General features: G+C 70.7%; 14 protein-coding genes and 1 riboswitch. Of the genes, 10 read left to right on the forward strand and 4 right to left on the reverse strand.

Annotated features, from left to right (window positions below; genetic code table 11):
- Together AWZ10_RS27950 and AWZ10_RS27955 are read right to left on the reverse strand one after the other, a co-directional pair.
- On the reverse strand, positions 1 to 483 hold the full coding sequence (locus tag AWZ10_RS27950; RefSeq protein WP_060892345.1) for an energy-coupling factor ABC transporter substrate-binding protein: 483 nt from the start codon (positions 481 to 483) through the stop codon (positions 1 to 3).
- Positions 480 to 1,181, reverse strand: a complete 702-nt coding sequence (locus tag AWZ10_RS27955) for an energy-coupling factor ABC transporter permease (RefSeq protein WP_060892346.1) — start codon at positions 1,179 to 1,181, stop codon at positions 480 to 482. Before AWZ10_RS27955 ends, AWZ10_RS27950 begins: the two co-directional genes overlap by 4 nt.
- 30 nt (positions 1,182 to 1,211) lie before the next feature.
- A riboswitch (cobalamin riboswitch) is annotated at positions 1,212 to 1,395 on the reverse strand.
- 219 nt (positions 1,396 to 1,614) lie between these two features.
- Here AWZ10_RS27955 and AWZ10_RS27960 point away from each other — a divergent pair.
- The 3 genes from AWZ10_RS27960 (at position 1,615) to AWZ10_RS27970 (ending at position 4,914) form a co-directional block, all read left to right on the forward strand.
- Positions 1,615 to 2,355, forward strand: coding sequence for a DUF1775 domain-containing protein (locus AWZ10_RS27960; RefSeq protein ID WP_046702941.1), 741 nt, complete (start codon positions 1,615 to 1,617; stop codon positions 2,353 to 2,355).
- A gap of 261 nt (positions 2,356 to 2,616) precedes the next feature.
- A complete protein-coding gene (gene nicT, locus AWZ10_RS27965) occupies positions 2,617 to 3,693 on the forward strand; it encodes a Nickel transporter NicT (protein ID WP_060892352.1) in 1,077 nt (358 codons plus the stop codon).
- A gap of 102 nt (positions 3,694 to 3,795) precedes the next feature.
- On the forward strand, positions 3,796 to 4,914 hold the full coding sequence (locus AWZ10_RS27970) for a substrate-binding domain-containing protein (protein WP_060892347.1): 1,119 nt from the start codon (positions 3,796 to 3,798) through the stop codon (positions 4,912 to 4,914).
- Here the strand turns inward: AWZ10_RS27970 and AWZ10_RS27975 are convergent.
- The gene (locus AWZ10_RS27975; RefSeq protein WP_060892348.1) at positions 4,871 to 5,362 is read right to left on the reverse strand and encodes a MarR family winged helix-turn-helix transcriptional regulator; all 492 of its coding nucleotides are present in this window, start codon (positions 5,360 to 5,362) and stop codon (positions 4,871 to 4,873) included. The two genes, AWZ10_RS27970 and AWZ10_RS27975, sit on opposite strands and share 44 nt — an antisense overlap.
- Before the next feature lie 237 nt (positions 5,363 to 5,599).
- Here AWZ10_RS27975 and urtA point away from each other — a divergent pair, with 237 nt between their 5' ends.
- The 5 genes from urtA (at position 5,600) to urtE (ending at position 10,598) form a co-directional block, all read left to right on the forward strand.
- Positions 5,600 to 6,853, forward strand: coding sequence for an urea ABC transporter substrate-binding protein (urtA, locus tag AWZ10_RS27980; RefSeq protein ID WP_046702944.1), 1,254 nt, complete (start codon positions 5,600 to 5,602; stop codon positions 6,851 to 6,853).
- Between the two features lie 199 nt (positions 6,854 to 7,052).
- The gene (gene urtB / locus AWZ10_RS27985) at positions 7,053 to 7,937 is read left to right on the forward strand and encodes an urea ABC transporter permease subunit UrtB (protein WP_060892349.1); all 885 of its coding nucleotides are present in this window, start codon (positions 7,053 to 7,055) and stop codon (positions 7,935 to 7,937) included.
- Complete coding sequence (gene urtC / locus AWZ10_RS27990; protein WP_046702946.1) at positions 7,934 to 9,088, forward strand: urea ABC transporter permease subunit UrtC; 1,155 nt, start codon at positions 7,934 to 7,936, stop codon at positions 9,086 to 9,088. The genes urtB and urtC overlap by 4 nt, the downstream gene beginning before the upstream one ends.
- Entirely contained in the window at positions 9,085 to 9,900 is an 816-nt protein-coding gene (gene urtD / locus AWZ10_RS27995) for an urea ABC transporter ATP-binding protein UrtD (protein ID WP_046702947.1), read from the forward strand. Before urtC ends, urtD begins: the two co-directional genes overlap by 4 nt.
- A gap of 5 nt (positions 9,901 to 9,905) precedes the next feature.
- A complete protein-coding gene (gene urtE, locus AWZ10_RS28000; protein WP_046702948.1) occupies positions 9,906 to 10,598 on the forward strand; it encodes an urea ABC transporter ATP-binding subunit UrtE in 693 nt (230 codons plus the stop codon).
- 203 nt (positions 10,599 to 10,801) lie between these two features.
- Here the strand turns inward: urtE and AWZ10_RS28005 are convergent, their stop codons facing one another.
- The gene (locus tag AWZ10_RS28005) at positions 10,802 to 12,160 is read right to left on the reverse strand and encodes an MFS transporter (RefSeq protein ID WP_046702949.1); all 1,359 of its coding nucleotides are present in this window, start codon (positions 12,158 to 12,160) and stop codon (positions 10,802 to 10,804) included.
- Positions 12,161 to 12,377: 217 nt separating this feature from the next.
- Here AWZ10_RS28005 and AWZ10_RS28010 point away from each other — a divergent pair, with 217 nt between their 5' ends.
- Positions 12,378 to 12,737 carry an ArsR/SmtB family transcription factor gene (locus AWZ10_RS28010; RefSeq protein WP_046702950.1) on the forward strand — a complete coding sequence of 120 codons (360 nt, stop codon included), beginning with the start codon at positions 12,378 to 12,380 and terminating at the stop codon, positions 12,735 to 12,737.
- An 18-nt stretch (positions 12,738 to 12,755) separates the two neighbouring features.
- Positions 12,756 to 13,073, forward strand: coding sequence for a helix-turn-helix domain-containing protein (locus AWZ10_RS28015; RefSeq protein WP_046702951.1), 318 nt, complete (start codon positions 12,756 to 12,758; stop codon positions 13,071 to 13,073).
- Positions 13,074 to 13,121: the final 48 nt, after the last annotated feature.

Here is a 13,121-nt window from a genome sequence, read left to right on the forward strand (position 1 = left end):
TCAGACCCGCCCGGTGGGGGACTCCCCGGAGCGGGCGGACGAGCCTTCGTCGCCGGGCGGGGTCTTCGCGGCTGCCGGGGCCGTCACAGCCGCCGTACCGGCCGCGACCGTCGCGCTCACCGCAAGGGCCTCAGCGGTCCCGGCCGTGGTGGCGTCCCCGGCCCCGTCCAGCTCTGCCCGGGCCCGCGCCTCGCCCTGGCGGCGGCCACGGTGGATGCCGAAGTAGTAGGCGAGGACGCCCGCGCCCAGCGCGGCCTGGAGGGAGAACAGCGCCGACTCGATCTCGCCGGAGGGCGGCTCGTACAGGGGCGAGAACCACGGCTCGTAGTCCGGCTCGATCTCGGTGATCGCCGTCTCCGCTTCACCGTCGGCGCCGGTGAAGGGCTCTTCCTTGTGGTCGCCGAGGCCGAGCGCCAGCGGCAGGACGGCGAGCGCGGCCACGACGAGCAGCAGCAGGGCGTTGATCTTCGTGTTCCGGTTCATCGGGCCACCGCCTCGGTCTCGGTGCGGTCGCGCTTGCCGGTCAGGAGCACGCCGAGCCGGGTCAGTTCGCCCTTGCTCGACTGCACCAGCAGACGCATCACCAGCACGGTGAGGAGGCCCTCGCTGACCGCCAGCGGGATCTGGGTGACGGCGAAGATGGACCCGAACTTGCCGAGCGCGCCCAGGAAGCCGCTGCTCGGGTCGGGAAACGCGAGCGCCAGCTGCACGCTGGTGACGCAGTAGGTGACGAGGTCGGCGACGAACGCGCCGAAGAACACCGTGACCATCAGCGGCACGTCGAAGCGCCGCAGCAGCCGGTAGATGCCGTACCCCGCCCAGGGCCCGACGATCGCCATCGAGAAGACGTTGGCGCCGAGCGTGGTCAGGCCGCCGTGCGCGAGCAGCAGTGCCTGGAAGAGCAGGGTGATGGTGCCCAGGACCGCCATGATCGGCGGGCGGAACAGGATGGCGCCCAGTCCGGTGCCGGTGGGGTGGGAGCAACTCCCGGTGACCGACGGCAGTTTCAGCGCGGACAGGACGAAGGTGAAGGCCCCCGAGGCGCCGAGGAGCAGCGTGCTCTCGGGATTCTCCTTGACCTCACGGGTGAGTGCCCGGACTCCGTGGACGACGAATGGCGCGGACGCGACGCTCCAGGCGATCGCGTGCGCCGGAGGAAGGAAACCCTCGGCTATGTGCATGGCTCAGCAGACCCTCTCCAGCACCTCGTGGATGGTTGACGCGCCTTGGCCGGTCTCCTGGCTTACGGGTGACACCGCCCATGCTCCGCCTTCCCGGGTCACAAGGACCCAGTGGCTGTCCGTGAGGACTGGAGCCGGACTTCCCGATCACAGTGGCGAGGGCCGCACCGGCATGACACCGGATTTCCCGTTCACCAAGGCGTGGTGACAGTAGTGCCCACATAAGGGCGCTGACAAGCGGAGACGAGGGGCGCGCGGGCGCCGTGGAACAGCTCACACCACGGCGCACGCCCCGTGAGCCCCACGCCACACCAGGATGAACTCACGACGACGGCAAGTGGCCGGAACCGCTCGCACACCTGGTCGCCCTTGGCCATAGGTCCCGCCCTGCGCTTGAATTCACCCTTCACGCCATCGGCACAGGGAGTCCGCAGTGCACCGCCCGACCTTGGTACGCAGTTCACGCCGTCTCGGCGTTCTCACCGCAGCCGCGCTCGCGGTCGCCGTCGCCACCGCCGGGCCGGCCGCGGCCCACGCGGAGGTCGAGGCGGAGGGCGCCCGAGCCCTCGACCAGAACGTCGAACTGACCTTCTCCGCGGAGTCGGAGTCCTCCTCCGCCGGCATCACCAAACTGGAAGTGATCCTCCCCAAGGGCATGGTCCCCTCCGACATCGCCTACGAGAAGGGCCCCGACGGCTGGAAGTTCGCCCCGACCAGCCGGGGCTACACCGTGTCGGGTTCGAAGCTCGCGGTGGGGGAGGACGTCGAGTACGTCGTCACCGTACGGCAGTTGCCCGACGCCGAGTCGCTGGTCTTCAAGACCCTGCAGTCGTACAGCGACGGCAAGGTGGACCGCTGGATCGAACTGGAGGAGTCCGAAGGGGACGGGCACGGTCACGGTCACCCGGCACCCCGTCTGGACCTGAAGGCCGCCGCCCCCGGCGCCGAAGTCGTGAGCCCCACCCCGTCGGAGGAACCCACGACGGCCTCGCCCTCACCCTCACCCGAATCGAGTGCCGAGACCTCCGCGCCGTCGGCGGAGCCCGCTGCGGACAGCGCGGAGGGCGACGACGGTGGCTCACTCGCCGTACCGCTCGGCATCGGTGCGGCCGTCCTCCTCGCGCTCGGCGGTGGTCTGTGGTGGTTCCGGTCCCGCCGGGGCGGGACCGCCTGACGAGTCCGCTGACGAGTCCGCCCGATCCGGGGCTCGTGCGGCCGCGCCGTCCACCGAAAGACCCTGACCTGACCCAAACGTGGCACGGGCTTTACTGCGAACTCCTTGCAGTTACCAGCACACCGCACAAGGCTGAAGGGGTTCGACGACACGCACGCGGCACGACAAGTGAGGCGCCGTCCCATGGCCCCTGTTACCGACACCGCCCCCTCGGCCATCGCCGAGAAGGGCGGTTTCTCATGGCGCCGGATCCGCGCCTCGATGACGTGCGGGGAGTGGGCGAACCTCGGCGGTATGGCCGGCTTCATCCTGGCGCTGCATCTCGTCGGCTGGTTCACGCTGGTCGTGATCGTCGCCCCCGAGCACTACAGCGTCGGCAGCAGGACCTTCGGGATCGGTATGGGCGTCACCGCCTACACCCTGGGGATGCGGCACGCCGTCGACGCCGACCACATCGCGGCCATCGACAACACCACCCGCAAACTGATGGGAGAGGGGCAGCGCCCGCTGTCCGTCGGCTTCTGGTTCTCCCTCGGGCACTCGTCGATCGTCTTCGCCCTCACCTTCCTGCTCACCCTCGGCGTCAAGGCGCTCGCCGGACCGGTGCGGAACGGCGACTCCCAGCTGCACGACCTCGCCGGCTGGATCGGTACCACCGTCTCCGGGACGTTCCTCTACGTCATCGCGCTCATCAACCTGGTGGTCATGGTGGGCATCTGGAAGGTGTTCCGGGAGATGCGCTCGGGCTCCTTCGACGAGGCCGCGCTGGAGGAGCGGCTGAACAGCCGGGGCTTCATGAACCGGCTCCTCGGACGGCTGATGAAGTCGATCACCAAGCCGTGGCAGATGTTCCCGCTGGGCCTGCTCTTCGGCCTGGGGTTCGACACGGCGACCGAGGTCGCGCTTTTGGTCCTGGCGGGTTCGGGTGCGGCCTCCGGGCTGCCCTGGTACGCGATCCTGTGCCTGCCGATCCTGTTCGCGGCCGGTATGTCGCTCCTGGACACGATCGACGGCTCGTTCATGAACTTCGCCTACGGCTGGGCGTTCTCCAAGCCGGTCCGCAAGGTCTACTACAATCTCACGATCACCGGCCTCTCGGTGGCCGTCGCCCTCGTCATCGGCACCGTCGAACTGCTCGGCCTCGTCGCCGAGAAGGCGCATCTGCACGGCACGTTCTGGGACCGGGTCGCCGGCCTCGACCTCAACATCATCGGCTACGTCGTCGTCGGCCTGTTCCTCGTCACCTGGGCGGTCGCGCTGCTGGTGTGGCGGTTCGGGCGGATCGAGGAGAAGTGGACGACGGGCCGACCGCCCACCCGCGACCCGGCGACCCCGTGACCCGCCCTCGGCCCAGGTCCGCGGATCGGCCCCGGCCTACGAATCGGTCTCGATCCGTGGCGCCACTGGGGCGCCGATGACGATGACGCCATCATGAGGCCCATGAATCGGCCTCCGCCGCGCCTCCACACCCCCGAGTGGTTCACGGCCGACGACTCGACCCTCGACGTCGCCCTCGTCTACCCGATGCAGGGCCCCGCCGGGATCTTCGGTCCCACCTGCTGGGCGTGCGCGCGGCTGGCCGCCGAGGAGGTCAACAAGGCCGGGGGAGTGCTGGGCAGGGAGCTGCGGCTGATCGAGGTCGACGGCGGCGCGGAGCCATGGCGGGTCGCCGAGGAGGTGGAGGCACTGGTCGCCTCGGGCGCCGTGCAGGGTGTCACCGGCTGGCACATCTCCTCCGTCCGGCGGGCCGTGGCCCCGCGCATCGCGCACCGGGTGCCGTACGTGTACACGGCCCTGTACGAGGGCGGGGAACGCACCGAGGGCGTCTTCATGACGAGTGAGACGCCGTCCTGGCAACTGCTGCCCGCGATGCGGCTGCTGGCCGAGTCCCGCGGTGTACGCCGCTGGTTCGTCGTCGGCAACGACTACGTGTGGCCCCGCCACACCGCACGGGCGGCCCGGGGCTACGCCCGCGAGTGCCGGGGCCGGGTCAGTGGCGAGGCGTATCTGCCGCTCGGCACCGAGGACTTCGAGGACGTCCTGCGACGCATCGAGCGGGCCGACGCCGACGGGGTCCTGATGCTCCTGGTCGGCAGCGACGCGGTCCGCTTCAACCGGGCCTTCGCCGCCTTTGGGCTCGACCGGCGGTGCCTGCGGCTGAGCACGCTGATGGACGAGAACATGCTGATGGGCAGCGGCCCCGAGGCCACCCTCGACCTCTACAGCACGGCAGGCTTCTTCGCCTCGCTCGCCGACCGGAACACCCTGGACTTCCACGGCCAGTACGCGGGCCGCTTCGGTCTGGAGGCGCCCGTTCCGGGCAGCCTCGGCGAGTCCTGCTACGAGGGTGTCCTGCTGCTCGCCGCGCTCGTCGAGCGGGCCCGCGCCCTGGACGTGGCCGCGATCGGGGCGGCCGCCGACACCGTCTCCTACGAGGGTCCGCGCGGCCTGCTGGGCCTGGACGGGCGGCATGTGCGCCAGCGCATCTACCTCGCGCGGGCGGACGGCTGCGACTTCAACGTCCTCGCCCAGCTGCGCGCTCCGCACGACCTGCGTTGACCCTGCCCCGACCGTCGGCGGGCCCGCCGCTGTCCAGGGCCCGGGCCAGCCGGTCCAGCAGGAGTTTCAGCCGCTTCCCGTCCTCGTCGGTGAGCGGCTCCGATTCGGCCCAGTGGGCACGCACCGCGCGGGCGAGCTGCTGCCATCGCTCCCTGCCGCGCGGGGTGAGGTGGGCCAGGACGCGGCGCCGGTCGGCGGGGTCGACGCGACGGAAGAGCAGGTTCTGGTCGACGAGTTGGTCGATCAGCTTGGTCAGGCTCGGCGCCGGCAGGAAGGCGTGTTCGGCGAGGGCCGTCATGTTGTGGCCCTGCCCGTCGGAGAGCAGGTCGAGGACCCGCCACGCCTCGACCGAGCAGTCGAACTCGTCCAGCACGGACTGCACTCGGCGTGCGGACAGGCGCTCGGCCCGGGTCAGCAGATGGAGCAGTTCCTCGGGCCGCCTCGCCATCGCACTCCTCAACTCGCCTTCAGCCGCCCCCTCGACGGTGATGTCCGGAGCTTACCTTCGACCATCCCGCTCCTGACAGACAAAGCAGGAGTACATCCTTTCTGTGAGAAGTGACAAATATTTCGGGGCCTCAAAAAAATACTTCCTCAGGAAACTGTTCTTCAATTGCGCCGAAACGCGAGGGAAACAGTGACCTCGCAGGCTGTGGTCGCACTTCAGCGACCTAGGAGGTATTGCATGTCCGGGATCGGCATCAACAGACGCGGTCTTCTCGCGGGCGCGTCGGCGCTCGGTACGACCGTCGCCCTCAGTGCGTGCGGCGCCAAGACCGGCAGCGGCACGTCGTCGGCCGCCGGAGCGCAGGCGGACACCTCCGGCGACACCGTCAAGGTGGGTCTGCTGAACTCGCTCTCGGGCACGATGGCCATCAGCGAGGTCACCGTCCACAACGCGCTGCTCCTCGCGGTGAAGGAGATCAACGCCGCCGGTGGCGTCCTGGGCAAGAAACTGAAGCCCATCAGCCAGGACGGCGCCTCCGACTGGCCGACCTTCGCCGAGAAGGCGGAGGCCCTGATCACCGACGACAAGGTGGTCGCCACCTTCGGCTGCTGGACCTCCGCCAGCCGCAAGGCCGTCAAGCCGGTCTTCGAGCGCTACAAGTCGCTCCTCTTCTACCCCGTGCAGTACGAGGGCCTGGAACAGTCCCCGTACATCTTCTACATCGGCGCCACCACCAACCAGCAGATCGTCCCCGCCCTCGACTACCTCAAGAAGCAGGGCCTGACACGGCTGTACCTGGTGGGCAGCGACTACGTCTTCCCGCGCACCGCCAACAAGATCATCAAGGCGTACGCGCAGGCCCAGGGCATGAAGGTGGTCGGCGAGGACTACGCGCCGCTCGGCTCCACCGAGTTCAGCACCATCGTCAACAAGGTCAAGGACGCCGGCGCGGACGCCGTGTTCAACACCCTCAACGGCGACAGCAACGTGGCCTTCTTCAAGGAGTACAAGTCCGCCGGGCTGGCCGCGAAGAGCCTGCCGGTGCTGTCGGTGTCGATCGCCGAGGAGGAGGTCAAGAGCATCGGCACCCAGTACCTGGAGGGCCAGTTGACCGCCTGGAACTACTACGAGACCACGCCGGGCGCCGCCAACACCAAGTTCGTCGCGGCCTATCAGGCGGCCTACGGCAAGGACAAGCCGACCAGCGACCCGATGGAGGCCGCCTACATCTCCCTCTACCTCTGGAAGGAGATGGTCGAGAAGGCCGGCTCCTTCGACGTGCCGAAGGTCAAGAAGGCCTCCGGGGGCATCGAACTCGACGCCCCCGAGGGCAAGGTCACCGTCGACGGAGCCACCCAGCACGTCTACAAGACCGCCCGCATCGGCAGGATCGGCTCGGACGGCCTGATCGAGGAGGTCTGGAACTCCGGCAAGCCGATCAAGCCGGACCCGTATCTGAAGGGTTACGACTGGGCCGCCGGTCTCTCGTGAGTCCGACGGTGGGTGGGCGCTGGTCGCGCAATTCCCCGCGCCCCTAAAAGATCAGGCCCCGTGGGCCTGAAGACGACGGGCTTTCGGGCTGAGAAGCACAGGGCGCCGCCCCTGCTTCTCAGGGGTGCGGGGAACCGCGTGAGAAGCCCCACCGGACCGCGCCCGCCGAACAACCCTTCCCCCGACCCGGAGCCGCTCAATGACGGTCGTCCTCAACCAGTCCTTCACCGGCATCAGCATCGGTGCCGTCCTCCTGCTCATCGCCCTCGGCCTGACCCTGACCTTCGGTCAGATGGGCGTGATCAACATGGCGCACGGCGAGTTCATCATGGCCGGCGCGTACACCACGTACGTGCTGCAGAAGTACATCAGCGGTGCCGGTGTCTCCCTGCTGCTCGCCCTGCCGCTGGCCTTCCTCGTGGCCGGGACGATGGGCGCGCTGCTCGAATGGCTCCTCATCCGGCGTCTGTACACCAGACCCCTGGACACCCTGCTGGTCACCTGGGGCGTCTCCCTGATGCTCCAGCAGCTGGCCCGGGACGTCTTCGGCGCCCCGAACGTCCAGACCCGCGCCCCGGACCTGCTCACCGGCAACATCTCGGTCGGCGGCATCACCTTCGCCAACAACCGGCTGTTCATCCTCGGCCTCGCCCTGCTCAGCGTCCTCGGCCTCACCCTGATCCTGAGGACGACCCCGCTGGGCCGCCGTATCCGGGCCGTCGTGCAGAACCGGGACCTCGCGGAGGTGTCCGGCATCGCGACCGAACGCGTGGACCGTACGACGTTCTTCATCGGCTCGGGCCTCGCGGGAGTGGCCGGTGTCGCGCTCACCCTGGTCGGCCCGATCGGCCCGACGATGGGCACCAACTACATCGTCGACGCCTTCCTGGTCGTGGTCGTCGGCGGCGTCGCCCAGCTCAAGGGAGCCGTCATCACCGCCTTCGCACTCGGCGTCCTGCAGTCCGTACTGGAGTACTCGACGACGGTCAGCGTCGCCAAGGTCATCGTGCTCGTGGCGATCGTCGCCTTCCTGCAGTGGCGACCGCAGGGCCTGTACACACTGCGCACCCGGAGCCTGGCATGACGACGACCACGCCCTCCCCCGAGAAGACGGCTCCCGCGGCGGAGCCGTCGCCCTCCCTCCTGGACCGCTTCCGTGTCCCCGGCGCCTTCCTCCTCGGCGCCGCCCTGCTCATCGGGGTCGCCCCGCTCGCGCTCTCCGACTTCCGGCTCAGCCTCCTGGCCAAGTACCTGTGCTACGCGATCGTGGCGGTCGGTGTGAGCCTCGCCTGGGGCCGCGGCGGGCTGCTCGTCCTCGGCCAGGGCGTCTTCTTCGGCCTCGGCGGCTACGCCATGGCCATGCACCTCAAGCTCGCCGACGCGGCCGACACAGGCCAGACGCTGCCCGACTTCATGCAGCTCTACGGCACCGGCGACACCCTGCCCTGGTGGTGGCGGCCGTTCGCCGACCCGGCCTTCGCCCTCGCCATGACCGTGCTGCTGCCCATGGCGGTCGCCGCGCTGCTCGGCTTCCTCGTCTTCCGCCGACGGGTGAAGGGCGCGTATTTCGCGATCCTCAGCCAGGCACTGGCCGCCGCCCTCGCCATCTGGCTCGTCGGCCAGCAGGCCACCACCGGCGGCACCAACGGTCTCACCGACATGCAGGGCTTCTTCGGGTACGACCTCGACGACCCCGTCAACCAGCGGATGGTGTACTTCGTCATCGCCGCCGTGCTCCTGCTGCTGATGGCCGCCGCCCGCCAGCTGTTCGTCAGCCGCTACGGCGAACTCCTCGTCGCCGTAAGGGACTCCGAGGAGCGCGTGCGCTTCCTCGGCTACGACCCCGCCAACGTCAAGCTCGTCGCGTACGTCGTGGCGGCCGGCATGGCGGGCCTCGCGGGCGCCCTGTTCGTCCCGGCGGTCGGCATCATCTCCCCGGCGCTGATCGGCGTCGTGCCGTCCATCGGCTTCGTCATCGGCGCGGCGGTGGGCGGCCGGGCCTCCCTGGTGGGTGCCGTGCTCGGCGCGATCGCGGTGGCCTGGGCGCAGAGCACTCTCTCCGAGGCCTTCCCCGCCGCGTGGACCTACCTCCAGGGTCTGCTGTTCGTACTGGCGGTCGGCTTCCTGCCCGGCGGCCTGGCCTCCCTGGCGAGCGTGGCGCGCCGGCGCCGTACCCCCACGACGACCACCACCATGACGGCCCCGGCCTCGGCCCCGACAGGAGGAACGGCATGAGCGGCGAGGGACTGACGGTCCGCGACCTGCGGGTCACGTTCGACGGCTTCAAGGCCGTCGACGGCGTGGACCTCGACATCCGCCCCGGCGACCTGCGCTTCCTCATCGGCCCGAACGGTGCCGGCAAGACCACGCTCGTCGACGCCGTCACCGGACTGGTGAAGTCCACCGGATCGGTCCGCTTCGGCGGCGAGGAACTCATCGGCAAGCCGGTGCACCGGATCGCCCGCAGAGGCATCGGCCGTACGTTCCAGACGGCCACGGTCTTCGAGGAGCTGACCGTCCTGCAGAACCTCGACATCGCGGCGGGCGCCGGGCGCGGCCCCCTGACGATGCTCCGGCGCCGCAAGGGCGTCCCGGAGGAGGTGACCAGGGCCCTGGAGACGACCGGTCTGACGGCGCTGCGCGACCGTCCGGCGGGTGTGCTCGCGCACGGCCAGAAGCAGTGGCTGGAGATCGGCATGCTGCTCGTCCAGGACGTGAAACTGCTGCTGCTCGACGAGCCGGTCGCCGGCATGAGCCACGACGAACGCGAGGCCACGGGCGAGCTGTTGCAGCGGGTCGGTGAGGACCACACGGTGGTGGTCATCGAACACGACATGGACTTCATGCGCTCCTTCGCCCGCAGCGTCACCGTCCTGCACGCCGGCCGCGTCCTCAGCGAGGGCTCCGTCACCGAGGTGCAGGCCGACGCCAAGGTCCAGGAGGTCTACCTCGGCCGCGCGTCCGAGCCGGAGCCCGAGCCCGAGCCCGCGTCCGTGAGCGCCGTCGAACAGGTCGCCGCTCCCGTCCCCGTCGCCGAGGAGGCGTGACACCCATGCTGGAGATCAACTCCGTCCAGGCCGGTTACGACCGCACGACCGTGCTGCACGGTGTGACCGTCTCCGTCCCGCGCGACGGTGTCGCAGCCGTCCTGGGCCACAACGGCGCCGGCAAGAGCACCCTCCTGCGCGCCGCCATGGGGCTCGTCAAGCCGAAGGGCGGGACCGTCCTGCTGGACGGCGAGGACATCACCCACCTCGCCCCGCACCAGCGGGTGGCCAGGGGCATGGCGTACGTCCCCCAGGGCCAGCAGTCCTTCCCGCACCTCACCACCGCCGAGAACCTGCAACTGGTCGCCGACGGCCGCCGGGACGGAAAGGAGGCGGTCGCGGAAGCCCTGGACCTGTTCCCCGTCCTGCGGGAGCTGTCCGGCCGCCGGGCAGGTCTCCTCTCCGGCGGCCAGCGCCAGCAGCTCGCCCTCGCCCGCGCCCTGATCACCCGCCCGAGACTCCTCCTGCTCGACGAGCCGACCGAGGGCATCCAGCCGTCCGTGGTCGCCGAGATCGAGGGGACGATCCTCGCCCTGACCCGCCGGGGCGGCCTCTGCGTGCTCCTCGTCGAACAGCACGTGGGCTTCGCCATGCGGGCGGCGCAGCGGTACTACGTGCTGGAGGCGGGCCGGGTCACCTCCTCGGGAGAGGGGGGTACGGGGGCCGAGCAGACCGTCCGGTCGGCGCTCAGTGTCTGACGGTTCACCGTCGGCGTCACTCGACGAGTGCGCCGACCGCGCTGCGGGCGGGCGGCGAGCACCTCACCGCACGGCACGCCGCTCTGGCCGCCCCCGGCGCGCACCGAGCCCGTCGCGTCCTCCGAGAGCAAGCCCGATCGTGATGCGTGAACGACGTACTCGCCACAGGCGTCCGCGGCGCACACGCCGGAGCTCGCGCTGTGCTACCGCGCGTGCAGCCCGTCCGTGAGGTGCCCGTGGCTGTGCAGCCAGCCCGCCCGCACCCGCAGGGCCCCCGCCAGATGAGGGTGGCCGAGGGGAAGGTCCGCGTGCACGTGGGACGCCGGCACGGGGGCCGCGTGCCCGTCGGCCGTCGACCGCGCCGGCCACAGCCGTACGGCCAGAAGCGCCGCACCCACGCCGATCGAACCCAGCGCGAGCACCGCCCAGTTGAGCCCCGCTGCCGCTCCCAGCCACCCGGCCAGCGGGTACGTCAGCAGCCAGCAGCCGTGCGAGAGGGAGAACTGCGCGGCGAACGCGGCGGTACGCTCCCCGGGCGCCACCGAGCGGCGGACGAGCCGTCCGGCCGGGGTGAGCACCGCCGAGGACGCGGCACCGAACGCGGCCCAGAGGACGAGCAACGCGGGCAGCCGCCAACCCCCGCCCGGCGCGGCCGTGACACCTCCGAGCCCGGCGAAGACGACGGTCAGCGACAGCGCGCCCGGCAGCATCACCGCCCGGTCCTGCACCTTGTCCAGCAGGCGCGGCAGTACCAGGGCCACGGCCATCGACCCGGCCCCGTACGCCCCCAGCGCCAGCGGTACGGCGCCCGCCGACAGGCCCAGCACATCGCGGACGTAGACGACGGAGTTGACCGTCACCATCGCACCGGCGGCCGCGACGGCGAGGTTCAGGGCGAGCAGGGCCCGCAGCCCGGGGACGGCGAGGAAGAGGCGGGTACCGGCCGTGGCCCTGGTGTACGCGCCGCCCGTGCGCGGGACGGTGGCGGCGGCCCGCTCGGGCAGGGCGGTCGAGACCACCAGCGCGGCCGAGGCGAGAAATCCGAGCACGGTGCCGGTGAACAGCCAGTCGTAGGTGATGACGGACAGCAGGGCGGCCGCGAGCGCGGGGGAGAAGAGGCTCTCCAGGTCGTACGCGAGCCGTGACATCGACAACGCCCGTGTGTAGTCGCGCTCCTCGGGCAGCACGTCGGGGATGACGGCCTGGAACGTGGGCGTGAACGCGGCCGAGGCGGACTGGAGGAGGAAGACCAGGACGTACACCTGCCACACCTCGCCGACGAACGGCAGGGACACGGCGATCCCGGCGCGCATCAGGTCCGCCGTCACCATCAGCGCCCGGCGCGGCAGCCGGTCGGCGACCGCGCCGACAGCCGGGGCGATCACCACGTACGCCACCATCTTGATCGCGAGGGCCGTACCGAGGACGGAACCGGCGTCGGCGCCCGCGAGGTCGTAGGCCAGCAGCCCGAGGGCGACGGTCGCGAGCCCCGTGCCCACCAGGGCCACGACCTGGGCGGCGAACAGTCGCCGATAGGCGCGGTGACGCAGGACGGCGAGCATGGGAACGGCTCCCCTCGGCGTGACGTTGCGGTCCGTACAGCCGAGTGTAACCTTCATGTGCGCACCTGCGCACATGAAGGTTCCGAACGCGGTGACGTTCCTGACGGGGCGTGGGGCTGTGACATGTGCGGCTTTGCCGTGTGGGCGCGACCAGCCACGACGAAGCCGCAGACAGCGCACGCCCCCACGCCCCCGGCGGAGCGCCTACGCTGGGCTCATGCCTGATCGCCATGCCGTGTCACCTGCGTCCGGTGCGCATCTGCGCGCCCCCGACAGCGCACGGCTCGCCGAGGCGACCGGGGTGTTCGCGATGCTCTCCGACGCCACCCGGCTGCATCTGCTGTGGCTGCTCGCGCAGGGCGAGTCGGACGTCGGCTCACTGGCCGACCGCTGCGAGGCGTCGCGCACGGCGGTCAGCCAGCATCTGGCGAAGCTGCGGCTCGCCGGGCTCGTGGACACCCGCCGGGAAGGGCGCCACATCCACTACAGCCTCGCCGACGGGCATCTGCGGCGCCTGGTCGTGGAGGCGCTGAGCCACGCGGACCACCGGGTCAGCGGACAGGCACCGCACGACTGAGGAGGGCTGGGACGGCCCATGGCCGCTGACTTCTCGCTCGGACAGCCGGAGTACTTCGTGGCCGTGGCGAACACGGGCTCCATGAGAGCTGCCGCCGTGCGGTGCCACGCATCCCGGGCGGGCATCTCCCCCGGGATCGCCGACCTGGAGCGCCGGCTCGGACCGCAACTGCCGGTGCGGCGGCGGGCCAAGAGCGTCCTCCTCACGATCAGCGACCCGTTGGAGGAGGCCGGAGTCGTTATCGTCCATGCCCCGAGCGTCTCGCCCACCCGCCGGACGCGCGCCTTCGCCAGGAACGCGCGCGATACCCCGGCGACGGCGAAGGCGACCGCGTGAGGCCGGACCGTCCCGGTCCGGGGCGGGCGGCCGCCGCGATGGCGGTGC

It is taken from the genome of Streptomyces europaeiscabiei, assembly GCF_001550375.1.
Lineage (GTDB): Bacteria > Actinomycetota > Actinomycetes > Streptomycetales > Streptomycetaceae > Streptomyces > Streptomyces europaeiscabiei.